Here is a 17,241-nt window from a genome sequence, read left to right as displayed (position 1 = left end):
CCTTTCTTACTTATCGTTTAAGGCTACGACCCCTGGAAGTTGTTTACCTTCCATAAATTCAAGCGACGCACCGCCACCTGTCGAGATATGATCCATTTTATCCGCAAGTCCAAATTTTTCGACTGCCGCTGCTGAATCCCCGCCACCGATGACCGTATATGTATCTTTCGCATCGGCAAGTGCTTGAGCAACCGCTTTTGTCCCTTCGGCAAACGCATCCATTTCGAATACGCCCATTGGACCGTTCCAGATAACAAGTTTGGATTTCAAGATCACATCGCGGTACAATTCCCGCGTTTTCGGACCGATGTCAAGCCCTTCCCAGTCGCTTGGAATTTCGTCAATGTTCACGACTTTTGTATTGGCATCGTTCGAAAAAGCATCGGCTACGACTGCATCGACTGGCATATAAAAATTAACGCCTTTTTCTTTTGCTTTTTCCATAAACGATTTCGCTAATTCGATTTTATCTTCTTCTAACAATGATTTGCCGATTTCATGGCCGAGCGCTTTCACGAACGTGTATGCCAACCCGCCACCAATAATTAAGTTGTCGACTTTATCCAAAAGATTTTCAATAACACCGATTTTATCTTTTACTTTCGCTCCACCGATGATCGCCGTAAATGGACGATCTGGGTTGGAAAGAGCTTTTCCTAGCACTTCGATTTCTTTTTCCATTAAAAATCCGGCAACAGCTGGTAAGTAATGTGCAATCCCTTCAGTGGAAGCATGCGCACGATGTGCCGCGCCAAACGCGTCGTTGACGTACACATCTGCCAATTCGGCAAACGCCTTCGCCAACTCTGGATCGTTCTTTTCTTCGCCCGGATAGAAGCGCACGTTTTCAAGCAACAACACGTCGCCTTCATTCATTGCAGCAATTGCTGCTTTCACTGCATCGCCATATGCTTCATCTGTTTTAACGACACGTTTGCCGAGCAGTTCGCTTAAACGCTCCGCAACAGCGGTGAGGCGCATTTCTTCCACTACTTTTCCTTTCGGACGACCAAGATGGCTCGCTAAAATGACTTTTGCCCCTTGTTCCGCTAAATATTGAATCGTTGGTAGCGCCGCACGGATGCGAGTATCATCTGTCACAGCACCGTCTTGCATTGGCACGTTAAAATCGACGCGGCAAAAGACGCGTTTTCCTTTGACATCCATGTCGCGGACGGTTTTTTTGTTCATGGGACGGCCTCCTTTTCATTGTTTTGGCATACAAAAGGGAGTGGGGATCACCCCCGCTCCCCTTTTCGGTAGTTCCAACTATTTATTATAAACCGTTTTGGTCAAACAATCCAAAAAATTATAATCCTTTTGATGCGATATATTCCGCAAGATCGACAACGCGATGAGAGTATCCAGTTTCGTTGTCATACCAAGAAATGACTTTTACCATTTTTCCTTCCATAACCATTGTCGAAAGAGCATCGATCGTTGAAGATGCTGGGTTTCCGTTGTAGTCACGAGAAACAAGTGGCTCTTCGTTGTAAGCAAGGATTCCTTTTAATTCACCTTCTGCTGCTGCTTTTAATGCTGCGTTTACTTCTTCTACCGTCACTTCTTTTTCCAATTCTGCCACAAGGTCAACGACTGATACGTTTGGTGTTGGTACGCGCATTGCCATACCGTTTAATTTGCCTTTTAACTCAGGCAATACAAGCGCTACGGCTTTTGCTGCCCCTGTAGATGTTGGGATAATTGATTCTGCTGCTGCACGGGCACGACGTAAATCTTTGTGCGGTAAGTCAAGAATTTGTTGGTCGTTTGTATAGGAATGAACCGTTGTCATCATGCCGCGAATAATACCGAATTTTTCATGCAATACTTTCGCAAATGGCGCCAAACAGTTTGTTGTACAAGATGCGTTCGAAATGACATGATGGTTTGCTGGGTCGTATTTGTCTTGATTTACACCCATTACGATCGTAATGTCTTCGTTTGTTGCAGGTGCGGAAATGATGACTTTTTTCGCGCCTGCTTCTAAATGTTTCGCGGCATCTTCACGTTTTGTGAAGCGTCCTGTTGATTCAACAACGATGTCAACGCCAAGCTCGCCCCATCCTAGTTGCGCTGGATCGCGTTCTGCTTTCACGATGATTTCTTTTCCGTTTACGACAAGGTTATTGCCGTTTACAGAAACTTCTGCATCAAGCGTACCGTGTACAGAGTCATATTTTAAAAGGTGTGCCAATGTTTTTGCATCTGTTAAATCGTTCACCGCTACTACTTCTACATTCGGATTTTTCAATGCTGCCCGGAATACGTTACGACCGATACGACCAAAACCGTTAATCCCAATTTTCACTGCCATCGATAGTTCCTCCTTTAGAATAAAAAATATTTATGGTGAGGGATATGACTCCCTTACTAACGCTTTTGCTGCCCCTTCATCTGTAATTAAAACAGAGCGAGGAGCTTGCTTCATATACGCTTTAATCGCTTTTGCCTTGGAAGCACCGCCGGCTACCGCGATGACATGCCGGACATGTCGAAGGTCATCGAGTTGAATGCCGATCGTTTGTACTTTATGAACGACATCGCCTGCTTGATTAAAATAGTAGCCGAATGCTTCGGCAACTGCATTGCCTGATATAATTTTTTCCATTTCTTCTTCCGGTGTTTTCCGCCGCTTTGCCATCGTAATAGCATCACCAATTCCGTGAATGACGATATCCGCGGACTGAATAAGCTGAAGTACTTCTTTTACCGATGGCTCTCCAATCAGCGATTGATATGCTTCATTGCTTAAGTAGTCAGGCACGTGAAGCAGGCGGTAATTTCCTGCCGCTTTTTCCGCCATTTTCGCACAAATCGTATTCGCTTGGTTTTCGACGTTCTCGCCTAACCCACCTCGAGCTGGAACAAATAACACATCACTTTGCTTCAAATCAGCGGTCATCATCTCCGCAACCGCCGCAAGTGTCGTTCCACCTGTAACAGCAACAATGCTGTGAGAAGGCAATCTATCTTTCATGCAGGTTACACAAGCTCTTCCCATTTCTTTTTTCACCCAAGGAGAAAGGTCGCTGTCACCGGCCACTACGATAACTTCGTCAATAGGAAGTATGCGCTTTAGGTTTGTTTCCAAGTCTTTCAATCCTAAAATTTCTCTCATCACATCTTCGAGTGTTTCCAACAGTTGCTCTCCGTCTGACGTTACAACCATTCCTGTTGAACTAATCGACAGCAAGTTTTGTTCTTTTAAAAACTGGACTTCCGCTCGAAGAATACGTTCACTTATCCCAATGTTTCCAGAAAGCGTCCTTCTTCCGATTGGTTGCATCAATCGAATATATTGCAAAATGCGGTATCGCTTTTGCATAACATCGAGAAGATCAGGTAATAATTTTTTCTGTGCATCAATCAATGGCCGCAATTCGTTTCCCTTCCCCTTGCACAAATTAGTTGGACGCAAATTGTCCCTATGTGACTTATTATGTCCCGCTTGTGCCAAAAAAATTACTCCTGCCTTACATGTTTAATTGTAACAGGAGTAGTGTCGATGTTCAACTGGTCATTCGTTCAAGTAAGCGTTTTCTTATGAATTCTTTGTGAATACGTCCATATGCCAGCTCTTCGCCGTCTACTTCAACCACTGGAATCATGAGCTGATATTTTTCTAACAATGCGTCGTCTTGATAAATATCGATTTCATTGATTTCAAATTCGCATTCCTGTTGCAACTCTTGCAATACCGCTTTCGCTTTTTCGCAGAGCGAGCAATCAATTTTCGAATAAAGGTTGACAATCACTGTTTCCACCTCTAATACCGTTTTCGTTTCGCTGATGAAGGGATGTGCATTTGTTCGCGATATTTCGCCACCGTTCGCCGCGAGATAGCAATGCCATACGTTTCTCCTAATAAACTGGCAATGGCTTGGTCGGAGAGCGGATTATGTTTGTTTTCTGCCTCAATTAAGTGCGTAATAAGCGCTTTCGTTTTTGCCGCCGATGCTTCTTCCTCACTCATCGATGAGAGGGAACTTGCAAAGAAACGGCGCAACTCGACCGTTCCAAACGGCATTTGTACATATTTGTTTTTAACTGCACGGCTGACAGTCGATTCGTGAATGTCCAGTACCTCAGCCACTTCCCGCATCGTCAACGGTTTTAACGCTGCCAATCCAGCGGTCAAACATTGCTTTTGACGTTCCATTACTTCTTTTGCCACGGCTAGAAGCGTTTGTTTGCGATGTTCCAAACTTTTCGTTAGCCACGTAAATTGGCGATATTTTTCTTTTATAAATATTTCTGCTTGTTCATCACAATGAATTTCCATTTTTTTCTCATAGGCATAATTCCAACGAACTTCTGGAAGAAACTCATTGTTCAGCCAGACGGAAACATCTTCCCCACACCGCTCGACGATAATGTCCGGTATGATAAACTGTGGATCAGCCGCTGTATAATAGCTGCCTGGACGAGGTTCAAGCGTGCGAATAAAGTCCCATATTTGCTGCAGGTCATATACGTCAATACCTAACTGTTTCGCCAATGCCTTCCACGTTTTTTCGACAAACGCGGGAAAGTGCTCGGCAATCACTTTTTCTGCCAACTCGTTTCGGACAGGTAGTCGCTTGAGCTGCAGCAACAAACATTCCTGCAGTGACCTTGCACCTACCCCTGCCGGTTCAAGTGATTGCAATAGCAGCACGGCGTCTTCTAATTCCGCTTCTGAAATCGCTAAGAAAGCGGCAGTGTCGCCCATATCAATGCGTAAATATCCATCTTCGTCAAGGGAGGCGATTAAATAGTCGAGCACTTTTCGTGTTCGTGAGGGCAACGACATCGTATGTAGCTGAGCCGCTAAATGCGTTGCTAACGTGTCAGACGGTTTGCTGATGTTTTCCATCCAATCTCGTGCTTGTTTTCCCATTGTCCGTTTAGGCGGACGAATCGGTTTTCCTTCTTTTATTTCTAGAAACGGGTTTTCCAATGACTGTTCATATAAAATCGAGCGCAGTTCGAGCGCAGAATATTGAAGCAATTCAATGGCTTGCGCCAACTCTTTTGTTAAGGCAAGCTTTAAACGTTGTTCTTGCAACAATTCAGCCCTCATAATTAGTCCCCCTTCTCCCCTATTGTACACCAACATCGAAACGACGGGTATGGAAATGAAATGTAAGCGCTATTTTGCTTATATATATTCATTTAACACATAAAAAAAGACCTGTTGCCTCGTTCGCAACAAGTCTTTTGTGAAGTACCGCCAAAAATAAGAAAGTGGGAGTTTTTCGGTAACTCTCCCACCAGTGTTTCGTAACGCCCTCGGCAGGATTCGAACCCACGCTAAGAGAACCGGAATCTCTCGTGCTATCCACTACACTACGAGGGCACAATGTTCAGTTGCATATTCAATTATACTCAAGACGCTCCTGTTTGGCAAGAGGAAAATATACGTTTAAAAAATGGAAAAGAGGAGATGATGAAAAAGGGATACGGTGGAATGGTGGCGAATATATTTACAGAGGGGAAAACGCTTTTTGTTTGACCTTCATTGACCAATTATGTATCATAAAAATACATACGATTTAGCCAAATGGGCAAAGGAGGAACGCTTATGAATTTAATCCCTACAGTTATTGAGCAAACGAGCCGCGGGGAGCGCGCCTATGACATTTACTCCCGTTTATTAAAGGACCGCATTATCATTTTAGGAAGTGCAATCGACGATCATGTCGCGAACTCGATCGTTTCCCAGCTTTTATTCTTAGCCGCTGAAGACCCAGAGAAAGATATTTCGCTGTATATTAACAGCCCTGGTGGTTCGATTACGGCTGGAATGGCGATTTACGATACAATGCAATTTATTAAGCCAGACGTATCGACGATTTGTATCGGTATGGCTGCATCAATGGGTGCTTTCTTGCTTGCTGCAGGTGCCAAAGGCAAACGATTTGCCCTACCAAACAGCGAAATCATGATTCATCAGCCGCTTGGTGGGGTACAAGGGCAAGCGACCGAAATCGAAATCGCCGCGAAACGTATTTTGTTCTTGCGCGATAAATTAAACCGCATCCTTTCCGAAAATACGGGGCAGCCAATCGAAGTAATCGAGCGCGACACAGACCGCGACAACTTTATGACTGCTGAAAAAGCAAAAGAATATGGCTTGATCGACCGCGTATTAACGCGTGTCGACGAGAAATAAAAGCAAGCGGCTGTTCTTTTTTGGAGAACAGCCGCTTTTCTTACCCTTCGCGCTGAACGTATTTTGTTAATGTGTCTAGCGCTTCGTTTTCGTCTGGACCGTCAGCGATGAGCGTAATGACCGAACCGGAGCTAATCGCTAAACTCATGAGCCCCATAATGCTTTTGGCGTTTACTTTTTTCCCGTCTTTTTCTAAATAAATGTCGGATGAAAACCGGTTCGCTTCTTGAACAAAGAGCGCGGCTGGACGCGCTTGCAATCCCGTTTTCAACAACACTTCCACTTGTTTTTCCACCATGTTTCTTCTCCCCTTTATTTAAAATCAATTGGTTGGCCTGCACGAAGCTTCTCAGCAATTTCATCAATTTTTCGCAGCCGGTGGTTAATTCCTGATTTGCTAATTTTCCCACCAGACATCATTTCCCCTAATTCTTTTAACGTCACGTCTTGATACGTGACACGCAGTTCGGCAATTTCCCGCAATTTTTCCGGAAGCGCGCTCAAGCCGATTGTTTCATCAATATATCGGATGTTTTCCACTTGCCGAATCGCTGCCCCAATCGTTTTATTTAAGTTTGCGGTTTCACAGTTGACGAGGCGATTAACCGAGTTTCTCATGTCACGGACGATGCGGACATCTTCAAAGCGGAGCAGCGCTTGATGCGCCCCGATAATATTCAAAAACTCAGCAATTTTTTCTGCTTCTTTTAAATACGTAATAAACCCTTTTTTTCGTTCCAATGTTTTCGCATGCAATAAAAAATGACTGTTCATCAATTCACATAACGAATCGTTATGTTCTTTATAAAGCGAAAAAATTTCTAAATGGTACGAAGACGTTTCCGGATTGTTCACAGAACCTCCCGCGAGAAAAGCACCACGCAAATATGAACGTTTGCAACATTTTTTCTTTACTAATTCCGGCGCGATGACGCGAATAAACGAAAACGGCTCTTCTAATATTTTTAAATCTTCTAATAGCTCACGTGCCCCTTCAACGACGCGAACGATATAGACGTTATTTTTTTTCAACCTCATTTTTTTGCGAACAAGCAATTCTACCGTGACGGTGTACCCTTTTTTCATTAACGAATAAATTCGTCGAGCAATGGCGGCGTTTTCTGTTTGTACATCGATCGTCAACTTCCGATTAGAAAACGATAAAGAACCGTTCATTCGTAGCAATGCAGACAACTCTGCCTTTAAACAACATGGTTTTACTTCTAAGTTAGTTAATTCTTTTTTCGTTTCCGATGCAAATGACACGTGCTCACCTCCTCATTTCATCATCGCAGCCGGCAATTAGGAGGTGCGGTTTTCCTGCGTTTCTAAAAGCGAAACAAGCAACGCTGCCACCTTTTTTGTGTCATGGCGGATGACACGATCTTCGTAGCTGACAATGCAGTCGCGAATGACCGTTAATCCTAGTTCCACTAATCGATCCACATCATCTTCTACTGGCTCAGAGCGCTCTTCTGCGTAGCGCTGCTGAATATCTTCTGGAATGTGCCCGTTATTAACAAGAATCAAATCTAAAAACGCACACCCCATATGGTTATACAGCGCTTTCACATGATCGCTCGCCGCATAATGCAACGTTTCCCCAGCTTGTGTCATTACATTGCAGACATATACTTTTTTCGCTTTCGCTTCGCACACTTCTTGCCCGATTTTCGGAACTAACAAATTCGGCAAAATGCTTGTATATAAACTTCCTGGTCCGATGACAATTAAGTCCGCCTGACGAATTTCCTCAATCGCTTCTGGTAATGGTTCAATTTGCTCTGGCGTGAGAAACACTTTTTTGATTCGTTTCCCTGAATACGGAATTTTCGATTCACCAGACACAACCGTTCCGTCTTCCATTTCAGCGTGTAAAACGACGCTTTTATTCGCTGCTGGGAGCACTTTTCCACGAACGTTCAACACTTTGCTCATTTCACGAACCGCGCGGACAAAGTCGCCTGTAATTGATGTCATCGCCGCTAAAATTAAATTTCCTAACGAATGTCCCGATAACCCATTTCCATTCTCAAATCGGTGCTGAAACAGCTCGACAACGAGCGGCTCGACATCCGAAAGTGCAGCGAGCACGTTGCGAATATCACCAGGCGGCGGCATGTCAAGTTCATCGCGCAATCGCCCTGAACTTCCTCCGTCGTCAGCAACCGTCACAATCGCAGTAATATCAACGGCGTATTGTTTTAATCCTCTAAGCAGTACAGGCAGTCCTGTTCCGCCACCAATGATGACAATCTTCGGATGCTGTTTTGTGCTCATGAATGTTTTTCCTTCCTCTTTTCCATATCACGATGAGAGACATGTGTTTTATAATCGCTCGCAAAGTAGTTCGCAATATATTCCGCAAGCGCCACCGAACGATGTTGGCCGCCCGTGCAACCGATGGCGATGACGAGCTGGCTTTTTCCTTCTCGTTTATAATGCGGCAACATAAACGCTAATAAATCCGTTGCTTTTTCCAAAAACTTTTGTGTTTCGTGCCACTTCAGCACATAAGAAGCGACTTCTTCATCCAATCCTGTTTTCGGACGCATATGGTCGATGTAATGTGGGTTCGGCAAAAAACGCACATCAAACACTAAATCGGCATCAATCGGCAATCCGTATTTAAACCCAAACGATACGACATTGACGGTAAACGGTTGCTGCTTATTTGCTGAGAATTGCTGCAAAATTTTTTCACGCAACTCCCGCGGTTTTAAATCGGACGTATCGTAAATGATTTGCGCCCTTCCTTTTAACTCTTCTAACAACTGCCGCTCTAACCGAATTCCTTCTAGTGGCAACCCGTTCGGTGCAAGCGGATGGGTGCGCCGCGTTTCTTTGTAGCGAGCTACAAGCGTATCGTCTTTCGCATCTAAAAATAAAATTTGCGGAGTCACCCACGAACGCTCGGCTAAATCGTCCAGCGCTGCAAATAAACTGTCAAAAAAGTCGCGACTCCGCAAATCCATCACAAGCGCGACTTTATTCATTTTATTCCCTGATTCTTTTATTAACTCCAAAAATTTCAGCAACAACGTCGGCGGCAAATTATCGACACAAAAAAAACCTAAATCTTCAAAACTTTGAATCGCTACCGTTTTCCCTGCACCGGACATTCCGGTAATAATGACCATTTGAATGTCGCTTGAACCCGTGCTCATTGTCCTCCCCCTCTCAACTTGGGTCTAGCCGATACGAAAGCAACTGAAAATCTTCGGTATATACAAATGTGCCATACATCATTCCTGACCCTTTTAGCACATGATCGAAAATATAGTAATCACCTGGCGCCATTGGCAGTTCATGAATCGTTTCCTCCGCATGCCACGCGAGCGTCCCTTCCTCACAGTGTGACACAAGTTCTCCAGCAAACTGTTCGGCTAAAAACGTAAACATCATCCATTCGGAAACCACTTCTTCACCGCTTTTTATGACGATGGTAAAAACGCCTTTTAATTCTGGACAGGTTACGTTAATGCCCGTTTCCTCACGATATTCACGAATGCATGCTTCCCGAACCGTTTCGCCTTGTTCCATTTTTCCGCCAGGTGCGACCCACCAGCCGCGCCGCGGTTTTTGCAACAACAACACTTTTCCATTGTTTCGTAAAATGCAATTTGTCACCCGTTGCAATTCGTTCACCTCAACACTGCAATCAATGCTGTTTCCTTATATTATACTACGCTGAGCCAGTTCATGCCAGCTATAGTCCCTTCGAAAAAAGAAGCACGGGAAAGCGCCCGTGCTTGAAAAGGATTTATATAAAAGGGGGTCAATTACTTACTTTTATCTTACAGGAAAACTATTTCAATCGTGTTACAGTGGAGTTAAACATATATTACGTTTTCGTTAACAAATTATTTCGCGTTTAACGCTTCTTTTAGTTCCTCGACATAATGTTGCGCGCTTTGGGCGGCAATGCTTCCATCGCCAGTGGCGGTGACAATTTGGCGCAACGTTTTTTCCCGTACATCACCGGCGGCAAAAATGCCCGCCACTTTCGTTTCCATTTGTTCGTTTGTGACAATGTAGCCGTTCTCGTTTGTAATACCAAGATTCGCAAACGGCTGTGATAGCGGCACCATGCCCACATAAATGAAGACGCCGTCGCACGGAAATTCTCGCTCTTCGCCAGTTTGCGTATTTATAAGTGTCACACTCCCGACTTTTCCGTCTTTTTCGTTAATTTGTTTTATCGTATGGTTCCAAATAAAATCGATTTTTTCATTGGCAAACGCACGGTCTTGCAAAATTTTCTGCGCCCTCAATTTATCGCGCCGATGCACAATCGTTACTTTATTGGCAAATCGCGTTAAATACACGCCTTCTTCTACCGCCGAATCGCCGCCGCCGACAACGACAAGGTCTTTTCCTTTGAAAAATGCCCCGTCGCAAACGGCGCAATACGAAACACCGCGCCCGCTCAATTCTGCTTCCCCTGGAACGCCAAGTTTTTTATATTGTGCACCAGTTGCAATAATAATTGCCCGCGCTTTATATTCTTTATTACCGACAACAATCGTCTTATATTCTTTGCCGTCGATGACGTCTTTCACATCACCGTAAGCATATTCCGCTCCAAATTTTTTCGCATGTTCAAACATTTTGGTTGCTAATTCTGGTCCTAAAATATGATCATACCCTGGGTAGTTTTCCACATCTTCTGTATTTGCCATTTGTCCGCCTGGCACCCCGCGCTCAATCATTAATGTCGACATATTTGCGCGAGACGTATATACCGCAGCGGTCATCCCCGCTGGACCTGCCCCAATAATAATGACATCATAAATTTTTTCTTCTGACACGTTTTCCCACTCCCTTATGATTCTCTTCTGCGTTATTGTTTCCTTCTTCTTTATCGTATATAACAAACGAATAAACGTCTAATAGTTTGCTCACGATAGCCATTGCCGCACTTTTTTCACATATTTTTGCACGGTCGCAGAAGAAATATCGTATTTTTGTGCCATCATTTTTTGCGTCACTGACTGCCCTTGCATTTGTCTCCATACGTATTCCGTTGCTGCCGCCCATGCGCAATGATTCACAAAATGCAGCTCGGTAGTGGAGGCATGAAGAAAGACGCGAAACCATGTGATATGGAGTTGTTCGTCGGCAAGCAAATTTCGTTGCCATAATTCGTCCATCACTGCGTAACCGTCAGAAACGAAGGAGGGAACTTCCTTATCTGAATAAAAAATATAGTCTGCGAATGCTTGGACTTGCGTTGGCAACTCACTTTTTACCCGTTGGTAACCGATCAGTTCATCAGCTGTAAGCGATTTGCTCATCATATATAACCCGTACAACACTTCCGCTATATCGGTACTCGTCAGCCATCGCATAAGTTTGCTGGACACAGCCCACGGCTCTTGTCCAAACTTTTCCGAGCTTTGCTCCATCGCTTTTCCCCATGCCGTTTTCGCAAGCTGCTCATGGCCGGTATAATATGCCGAATACGAAAGCCAATAGTAAAACGAATAGTCGCCGTCAAAACCAATTTTGTATAAATGACGGAGCCATTTAAATGCAAGGTCAAATCGACCAATGAGCGCGAACGTCGCCCCTAGTTTATAGCGATGCTCCGTTAAAAATGGATGGACGCACGCTAATTGTTCAGCGAGATCCGCCACGTCTTCTTCCGCGCGCAAATAATGCGAAAAAACAAGACGGTTGCAAAGCGCGTGCAAGTTGCCGGGATTTTTTTCAAGCACCTCTTGAAGAATTTGTTGTGCCTGCTCTGTATCCCCCATATAAAAATACGCAAGCGCTAAGTTGTTGTATGCGGACCAAAATTCCGGATATTCCCCTATAATCGCCTTCAGTGCGTCGATCGCAGCAAGAAACTCACCTTTTTCTAACAATGTCCGTGCCTTTTCTTGCTTCATAATCAAATCTTCTTGGTCGTCTAGCGCTTCTTGTTCGATGCTCAATAAATCGATTAAATCTTCCACTTCCTCGACGAAGCTGCCGTCGGGCTCTCGTTCTAAATATTTTTCAGCATAGTTCATTGCCTCGCGAAACAAGCCGAGATGGGCGTAGTTATTAGCTAAAAAGTAAAAACATTCGTTCATGTCCGAGTCTAATTCAGTGACAATTTTCAATAACCATTCGTTCGACGCCTGATATTCGCCTAACTCCGAGAGCACAACCGCCAGTTGACAGGCAAACATCGCCTCATTCCCCTCTAGATGCACTGCCCGCTCTAAATATTTTTTCGCTTTATATAACTCGCGGCGCCGATACGCACGTAACCCTTTCGTAAAATAATAGTCTCCGCTCTGAATGAACGGAATGACCTTCGTTGTCGATCGCTTCGTTTTGAATCGTTTGTTCATCTATTCCTCCATACTCCTTTGAATTCACCGAAAAGAAGTATATCACATTCTTTTGTCCAACAGAAACATTTCCAACAAAAATAAGAAAAGCCAGCCCATCTTCCAATGATGGACTAGCTTCCGTTCACTTGCCTGCATGCCGTTCGGTTAAGACCTCAAGCACCTCGTCGAGCGGCAGCTTCTGTTCTCGCAACAAGACAAGCAAATGATACAGTAAATCGGCTACTTCCCATTTCAGCTCTTCCGAGTTGCGATTTTTCGCGGCAATAATCACCTCCGCCGCTTCTTCGCCGACTTTCTTTAATATTTTATCGACACCTTTTTCAAACAAATACGTCGTATAAGCTCCTTCTGGACGTTCCGCTTCTCTTGCCGCGATCACCTTTTCTAGTTCATTAATAATCGCAAAACGCTGTGCCGATCGCTCAACGTGTTCCCCACTGATCCGGTTCGAAAAGCACGAATAACTTCCTGTGTGGCAAGCCGGTCCCGCCGGTTCCACGAGAACGAGCAACGCATCGCAATCGCAATCGTAGCGCATCTCGACAATGCGCTGCGTATGACCGGACGTCTCCCCTTTATGCCAAAGCGCTTGGCGCGAGCGGCTGTAAAACCACGTTTCGCCTGTTTCCATCGATTTTTGCAACGACTGTTTATTCATATACGCTAACGTTAACACTTCTTTGCTTTGTGCGTCTTGGACAATGACAGGCACAAGCCCTTGCTCGTTAAAGCGGATATCATTCATCGGACGTTCACCCCTTGCTTTCGCAAATACTGTTTCACTTCTCGCACCGACGTTTCTTTATAATGAAAAATCGAGGCAGCCAACGCAGCATCCGCTTTTCCTTCGACGAACGCAGCGAGGAAATGTTGCGCGCTTCCTGCTCCGCCGGAGGCGATGACCGGAACGGATACCGCTTCACTCACCGTTTTTGTCAACGCTAAATCAAAGCCGTTTTTCCCGCCATCGCAATCCATGCTCGTCAATAAAATTTCGCCAGCACCTCGCGCTACCGCTTCTTGCGCCCATTCGACGACTTCTCGTTCGGTAGCATTGCGCCCGCCGTGCGTATATACACGCCAAGAACCGATTGTTTCGTCATATTTCGCATCAATCGCCACAACGATGCATTGCGAACCAAAAAAGTCGGCGCCTTCATTAATAAGCTGAGGATTTTTCACAGCTGCTGTATTGAGCGACACTTTGTCTGCTCCCGCGCGCAAAATTTTTTTCATATCGTCAAGCGAGTTAATGCCACCGCCAACCGTAAATGGAATTGCCAGCTGCGCTGCCACTTGCTCTACGACTTCCACCATCGTTTTCCGTCCTTCATGCGAAGCGGAAATGTCTAAAAAAACTAACTCATCGGCGCCTTGTTCATCGTAAAACTTCGCCAATTCCACTGGATCGCCGGCATCGCGCAATTGCACGAATTGCACGCCTTTCACGACGCGGCCGTCTTTTACATCCAAACATGGAATAATCCGCTTTGTAATCATTACTGCACCACCTTTAACGCTTCTGCGAGCGTAAATTGCTTCGTATACAACGCTTTGCCGACAATCGCCCCGACAACGCCGTCCGCGGTATATGCCGCCAACGTCCGCAAATCTTCAAGTGAACTGATCCCCCCAGAAGCAATAACGCGCTTTCCTGTCGCGCGCGCCATTTCAACCGCCGCATGAACATTCGGCCCCGATAGCATGCCATCAGTGGCAATATCAGTAAAAATGAACGTTTCCGCACCAGCCTCTGCCAGTTCTTTTCCGAGTTCGGTTGCCTTGACATTCGACGTATTCAGCCATCCTTCTGTCGCCACAAATCCGTTTTTCGCATCAATGCCAATGACGATGCGCTCACCGTAAAGCGACAACATCTTTTTGACAAACGGCGGATTGGCGATGGCGGCACTGCCTAAAATGACGCGGGCAACCCCATTTTCCAAATAATACGCCACATCTTCTTCCGTGCGAATGCCGCCGCCGATTTGCACGTTGACGTTTAAATGACGGACGACTTCGAGCACAAAGCGGTCATTCACGCGCTTTCCTTCTTTTGCCCCATCCAAATCGACCATATGGATCCATTGTGCGCCTTGTTCGGCAAACAAGCGCGCCATTTCAAACGGTGAATCGCCGTAGACCGTTTCTTTATTATAGTCGCCTTGCAGTAGACGGACACATTTGCCGCCGCGCATATCAATCGCTGGATAAATCGTAAATGCCGCCATCACACTTTTCCCTCACCTTCGACGATGCTCGCATAGTTTTTTAATATTTTCATGCCGATTTCGCTACTTTTTTCTGGGTGAAATTGCGTGCCAAACACATGCCCTTTGCCGACAACGGCCGGGACGTCGACATCATATGTGCTGCTGGCCAAAACAACCGAATCGTCATCGGTATCGACATAATACGAATGGACGAAATACACGTACCCTTCTTCGACGTTCGTAAGCAGCGGGGACGGATGGCGAAATTGCAGGCGGTTCCAGCCCATGTGTGGCACTTTGTACGTTTCGCCGTTTGCGGTGACGCCCGGAAAACGAACGACGCGACCTTTTAACAGCTGTAATCCTTCCGTCAAGCCGTTTTCTTCACTTTCTTCAAACAACAGCTGCATCCCAAGGCAAATGCCAAACAGCGGCATTCCCTCACGGACAGCAGCGCGGATAAAGGACGCCAAGCCCGTTTCGTTTAAAATGTGCATCGCATCGCGAAACGAGCCGACACCCGGCAAAATGAGGCCTTTCGTTTGTTTCAGTTGCTGCGGGTCGCTCGAAATGACATATTCATAGTTTAGTCGTTCTAACGCTTTACTGACGCTGTATAAGTTGCCCATCCCATAGTCAATAATACCGATCATTTACAACATTCCTTTCGTTGATGGAACTCCTTTGACGCGCGGGTCGATCATCGTCGCCTCGTCCAAGGCGCGCCCTAACGCTTTAAATACCGCTTCAATCATATGGTGCGTGTTATGACCATAATGAACAATCACATGCAAATTCATGCGTGCCTCTAAGGCGAGTTTCCATAAAAATTCATGCACTAACTCGACATCAAACGTTCCGACTTTTTGGCTTTTAAACTCGCCACGAAACTCAAAGTGCGGCCGGTTACTTAAATCGACGACGACTTGCGCCAACGCTTCATCCATCGGTACAAAGGCATTCCCATATCGTTTAATCCCTTTTTTATCACCGAGCGCCTCCCGTAGCGCCTGTCCTAAACAAATGCCAATATCTTCCGTCGTATGGTGGTCGTCAATATGTGTATCGCCTTTCGCTTTCACACGTAAATCAAATTGCCCGTGCTTCGCAAATAAATCGAGCATATGGGTTAAAAACGGCACCCCTGTGTCTAGTTGGGCGGTTCCTTGCCCATCAATCGTTAACTCGAGCTGAATGTCTGTTTCGTTGGTCGTCCGTGAAATGGTTGCTTTGCGCATTACTCGATCCCCCTTGCCTCAATCGCCCGCGCATGCGCCTCTAACCCTTCTGCTCTCGCAAACGCGGCAATTTTGCGTCCATTTTCTTTTAACGCTTGTTCACTATAAAAAATAATGCTTGATTTTTTTACAAATTCATCGACGCTTAAGCCGCTCGAAAACCTTGCTGTTCCGTTCGTCGGTAACACGTGGTTCGGACCGGCGAAATAATCGCCGACCGGCTCCGAGCTAAAGCGCCCTAAAAAAATCGCTCCGGCGTGGCGAATTTGTCCGAGAACGAGCAGCGGTTCTGCCGTCATTACTTCTAAATGCTCTGGCGCCAGCTCGTTGACGACCGCAATCGCTTCTTCTAGTGTGTCCGTCACATAAATCGCTCCGTATTGCGCAATGGAAGCTGCCGCAATGGCTTGACGCGGCAACGTTTGTAACTGCTTTTCCACTTCGTTCGCTACTTCAAGCGCCAGCTTCATCGAAGGAGTGACGAGAATGCTTGAAGCGCGCGCGTCATGTTCCGCTTGTGACAAAAGATCGGCCGCAATTTCGTTCGCTTTTGCTGTATCGTCTGCTAAAACGACAATTTCGCTCGGTCCAGCAATCATATCGATCGCTACTTGTCCAAACACTTCCCGCTTCGCTAACGCCACATAAATGTTGCCTGGACCAAAAATTTTATCGACTGGTTGAATCGTTTCTGTCCCGTATGCTAGCGCCGCAATCGCTTGGGCACCACCGACTTTATATATTTCTTTCACCCCAAGTTCATGCGCAGCGACTAATACGCCTGCAGGAAGCGTCCCTTGCTTATTCGGCGGGGAAACGATGACGATTCGTTGGACGCCTGCCACTTGGGCAGGAATGACGTTCATCAACACCGACGATGGGTACGCCGCCGTTCCGCCGGGAACGTACAAACCGACCGCATCAAGCGGTGTCACTTTTTGTCCTAACATCGTTCCGTCTTCTTTTGTCATTATCCATGATTCGCGCTTTTGCCGCTCATGATAATCACGAATATTTGTGGCCGCTTCGCGTAGCACGTGAAGCAGTTCGTCGCTTATTTCACCATACGCTTCGTCGATTTCTTCTTTCGATACAAGAAAGTCGTCGATGGCTACTTTGTCAAATTGTTCCGTATATTTTCTTAATGCCGCATCTCCGTTCGTGCGTACATCATCGATAATAGTTTGTACCGCCCGCCGCTGCTCTTCCGTGCCGGACTCAATCGTCCGCCGCAGCGAAAGCTGCCCAGTTACCCGTTCAATTTTCATTTTGCTCCCTCCTGCGTA

General features: G+C 45.8%; 19 protein-coding genes and 1 tRNA gene. 1 reads left to right on the top strand and 19 read right to left on the bottom strand.

From position 1 onward, the window contains the following. Positions 1-6: 6 nt before the first annotated feature. From GFC30_RS02845 to GFC30_RS02820, 6 genes are all read right to left on the bottom strand, one after another. Positions 7-1,191 carry a phosphoglycerate kinase gene (locus GFC30_RS02845; protein WP_066322818.1) on the bottom strand — a complete coding sequence of 395 codons (1,185 nt, stop codon included), beginning with the start codon at positions 1,189-1,191 and terminating at the stop codon, positions 7-9. Between the two features lie 118 nt (positions 1,192-1,309). Next, positions 1,310-2,317, bottom strand: coding sequence for a type I glyceraldehyde-3-phosphate dehydrogenase (gap, locus tag GFC30_RS02840; protein ID WP_066322817.1), 1,008 nt, complete (start codon positions 2,315-2,317; stop codon positions 1,310-1,312). Positions 2,318-2,347: 30 nt separating this feature from the next. After that, positions 2,348-3,382, bottom strand: a complete 1,035-nt coding sequence (locus GFC30_RS02835; protein WP_066322816.1) for a sugar-binding transcriptional regulator — start codon at positions 3,380-3,382, stop codon at positions 2,348-2,350. A gap of 130 nt (positions 3,383-3,512) precedes the next feature. Continuing rightward, the gene (locus GFC30_RS02830; RefSeq protein WP_066322815.1) at positions 3,513-3,758 is read right to left on the bottom strand and encodes a glutaredoxin family protein; all 246 of its coding nucleotides are present in this window, start codon (positions 3,756-3,758) and stop codon (positions 3,513-3,515) included. 11 nt (positions 3,759-3,769) lie between these two features. Beyond that, the gene (gene rpoN, locus GFC30_RS02825) at positions 3,770-5,065 is read right to left on the bottom strand and encodes an RNA polymerase factor sigma-54 (protein WP_066322814.1); all 1,296 of its coding nucleotides are present in this window, start codon (positions 5,063-5,065) and stop codon (positions 3,770-3,772) included. Between the two features lie 204 nt (positions 5,066-5,269). Then, a tRNA-Arg gene (locus GFC30_RS02820) sits at positions 5,270-5,341 on the bottom strand. A gap of 225 nt (positions 5,342-5,566) precedes the next feature. Here GFC30_RS02820 and clpP point away from each other — a divergent pair. After that, the gene (gene clpP, locus GFC30_RS02815; RefSeq protein WP_003397299.1) at positions 5,567-6,157 is read left to right on the top strand and encodes an ATP-dependent Clp endopeptidase proteolytic subunit ClpP; all 591 of its coding nucleotides are present in this window, start codon (positions 5,567-5,569) and stop codon (positions 6,155-6,157) included. A gap of 40 nt (positions 6,158-6,197) precedes the next feature. Here clpP and GFC30_RS02810 read toward each other — a convergent pair whose 3' ends face one another. The 13 genes from GFC30_RS02810 to hisD form a co-directional block, all read right to left on the bottom strand. Next, positions 6,198-6,455 carry an HPr family phosphocarrier protein gene (locus GFC30_RS02810; RefSeq protein ID WP_066322813.1) on the bottom strand — a complete coding sequence of 86 codons (258 nt, stop codon included), beginning with the start codon at positions 6,453-6,455 and terminating at the stop codon, positions 6,198-6,200. 14 nt (positions 6,456-6,469) lie between these two features. Beyond that, positions 6,470-7,423, bottom strand: a complete 954-nt coding sequence (gene whiA / locus GFC30_RS02805) for a DNA-binding protein WhiA (protein WP_066322812.1) — start codon at positions 7,421-7,423, stop codon at positions 6,470-6,472. 36 nt (positions 7,424-7,459) lie between these two features. Beyond that, the gene (locus GFC30_RS02800) at positions 7,460-8,437 is read right to left on the bottom strand and encodes a gluconeogenesis factor YvcK family protein (protein WP_066322811.1); all 978 of its coding nucleotides are present in this window, start codon (positions 8,435-8,437) and stop codon (positions 7,460-7,462) included. Further along, the gene (rapZ, locus tag GFC30_RS02795) at positions 8,434-9,324 is read right to left on the bottom strand and encodes an RNase adapter RapZ (RefSeq protein ID WP_066322810.1); all 891 of its coding nucleotides are present in this window, start codon (positions 9,322-9,324) and stop codon (positions 8,434-8,436) included. Before rapZ ends, GFC30_RS02800 begins: the two co-directional genes overlap by 4 nt. Before the next feature lie 13 nt (positions 9,325-9,337). Beyond that, a complete protein-coding gene (locus GFC30_RS02790; protein ID WP_066322809.1) occupies positions 9,338-9,796 on the bottom strand; it encodes an NUDIX hydrolase in 459 nt (152 codons plus the stop codon). A gap of 224 nt (positions 9,797-10,020) precedes the next feature. Further along, positions 10,021-10,968 carry a thioredoxin-disulfide reductase gene (gene trxB / locus GFC30_RS02785; protein ID WP_066322808.1) on the bottom strand — a complete coding sequence of 316 codons (948 nt, stop codon included), beginning with the start codon at positions 10,966-10,968 and terminating at the stop codon, positions 10,021-10,023. 90 nt (positions 10,969-11,058) lie between these two features. Next, a complete protein-coding gene (locus GFC30_RS02780) occupies positions 11,059-12,501 on the bottom strand; it encodes a tetratricopeptide repeat protein (protein ID WP_066322807.1) in 1,443 nt (480 codons plus the stop codon). A 124-nt stretch (positions 12,502-12,625) separates the two neighbouring features. After that, positions 12,626-13,249, bottom strand: coding sequence for a bifunctional phosphoribosyl-AMP cyclohydrolase/phosphoribosyl-ATP diphosphatase HisIE (hisIE, locus tag GFC30_RS02775; RefSeq protein WP_066322806.1), 624 nt, complete (start codon positions 13,247-13,249; stop codon positions 12,626-12,628). Further along, a complete protein-coding gene (gene hisF / locus GFC30_RS02770) occupies positions 13,246-14,004 on the bottom strand; it encodes an imidazole glycerol phosphate synthase subunit HisF (RefSeq protein WP_066322805.1) in 759 nt (252 codons plus the stop codon). Before hisF ends, hisIE begins: the two co-directional genes overlap by 4 nt. Continuing rightward, complete coding sequence (gene hisA / locus GFC30_RS02765) at positions 14,004-14,735, bottom strand: 1-(5-phosphoribosyl)-5-[(5-phosphoribosylamino)methylideneamino]imidazole-4-carboxamide isomerase (RefSeq protein WP_066322804.1); 732 nt, start codon at positions 14,733-14,735, stop codon at positions 14,004-14,006. The genes hisF and hisA overlap by 1 nt, the downstream gene beginning before the upstream one ends. Continuing rightward, complete coding sequence (hisH, locus tag GFC30_RS02760; RefSeq protein WP_066322803.1) at positions 14,735-15,370, bottom strand: imidazole glycerol phosphate synthase subunit HisH; 636 nt, start codon at positions 15,368-15,370, stop codon at positions 14,735-14,737. The genes hisA and hisH overlap by 1 nt, the downstream gene beginning before the upstream one ends. Further along, positions 15,371-15,955 (bottom strand): imidazoleglycerol-phosphate dehydratase HisB, encoded by a 585-nt coding sequence (hisB, locus tag GFC30_RS02755; protein ID WP_066322802.1) that lies wholly within the window; start codon positions 15,953-15,955, stop codon positions 15,371-15,373. Beyond that, positions 15,955-17,223, bottom strand: a complete 1,269-nt coding sequence (gene hisD / locus GFC30_RS02750) for a histidinol dehydrogenase (protein WP_066322801.1) — start codon at positions 17,221-17,223, stop codon at positions 15,955-15,957. The genes hisB and hisD overlap by 1 nt, the downstream gene beginning before the upstream one ends. Between the last annotated feature and the right edge of the window lie 18 nt (positions 17,224-17,241).

The organism is Anoxybacillus amylolyticus, from assembly GCF_001634285.1.
Classification (GTDB): Bacteria; Bacillota; Bacilli; order Bacillales; family Anoxybacillaceae; genus Anoxybacteroides; species Anoxybacteroides amylolyticum.
Note: the sequence above shows the minus strand (reverse complement) of the source record. Positions and strands in the feature narration are given on the sequence as shown.

Coding starts and splice junctions, on each gene's coding strand:
- GFC30_RS02845 (WP_066322818.1), bottom strand. CDS start 1,191: ATGAACAAAAAAACCGTCCGCGACATGGATGTCAAAGGAAAACGCGTC.
- gap (WP_066322817.1), bottom strand. CDS start 2,317: ATGGCAGTGAAAATTGGGATTAACGGTTTTGGTCGTATCGGTCGTAAC.
- rpoN (WP_066322814.1), bottom strand. CDS start 5,065: ATGAGGGCTGAATTGTTGCAAGAACAACGTTTAAAGCTTGCCTTAACA.
- clpP (WP_003397299.1), top strand. CDS start 5,567: ATGAATTTAATCCCTACAGTTATTGAGCAAACGAGCCGCGGGGAGCGC.
- GFC30_RS02810 (WP_066322813.1), bottom strand. CDS start 6,455: ATGGTGGAAAAACAAGTGGAAGTGTTGTTGAAAACGGGATTGCAAGCG.
- GFC30_RS02800 (WP_066322811.1), bottom strand. CDS start 8,437: ATGAGCACAAAACAGCATCCGAAGATTGTCATCATTGGTGGCGGAACA.
- rapZ (WP_066322810.1), bottom strand. CDS start 9,324: ATGAGCACGGGTTCAAGCGACATTCAAATGGTCATTATTACCGGAATG.
- GFC30_RS02780 (WP_066322807.1), bottom strand. CDS start 12,501: ATGAACAAACGATTCAAAACGAAGCGATCGACAACGAAGGTCATTCCG.
- hisIE (WP_066322806.1), bottom strand. CDS start 13,249: ATGAATGATATCCGCTTTAACGAGCAAGGGCTTGTGCCTGTCATTGTC.
- hisF (WP_066322805.1), bottom strand. CDS start 14,004: ATGATTACAAAGCGGATTATTCCATGTTTGGATGTAAAAGACGGCCGC.
- hisA (WP_066322804.1), bottom strand. CDS start 14,735: ATGGCGGCATTTACGATTTATCCAGCGATTGATATGCGCGGCGGCAAA.
- hisH (WP_066322803.1), bottom strand. CDS start 15,370: ATGATCGGTATTATTGACTATGGGATGGGCAACTTATACAGCGTCAGT.
- hisB (WP_066322802.1), bottom strand. CDS start 15,955: ATGCGCAAAGCAACCATTTCACGGACGACCAACGAAACAGACATTCAG.
- hisD (WP_066322801.1), bottom strand. CDS start 17,223: ATGAAAATTGAACGGGTAACTGGGCAGCTTTCGCTGCGGCGGACGATT.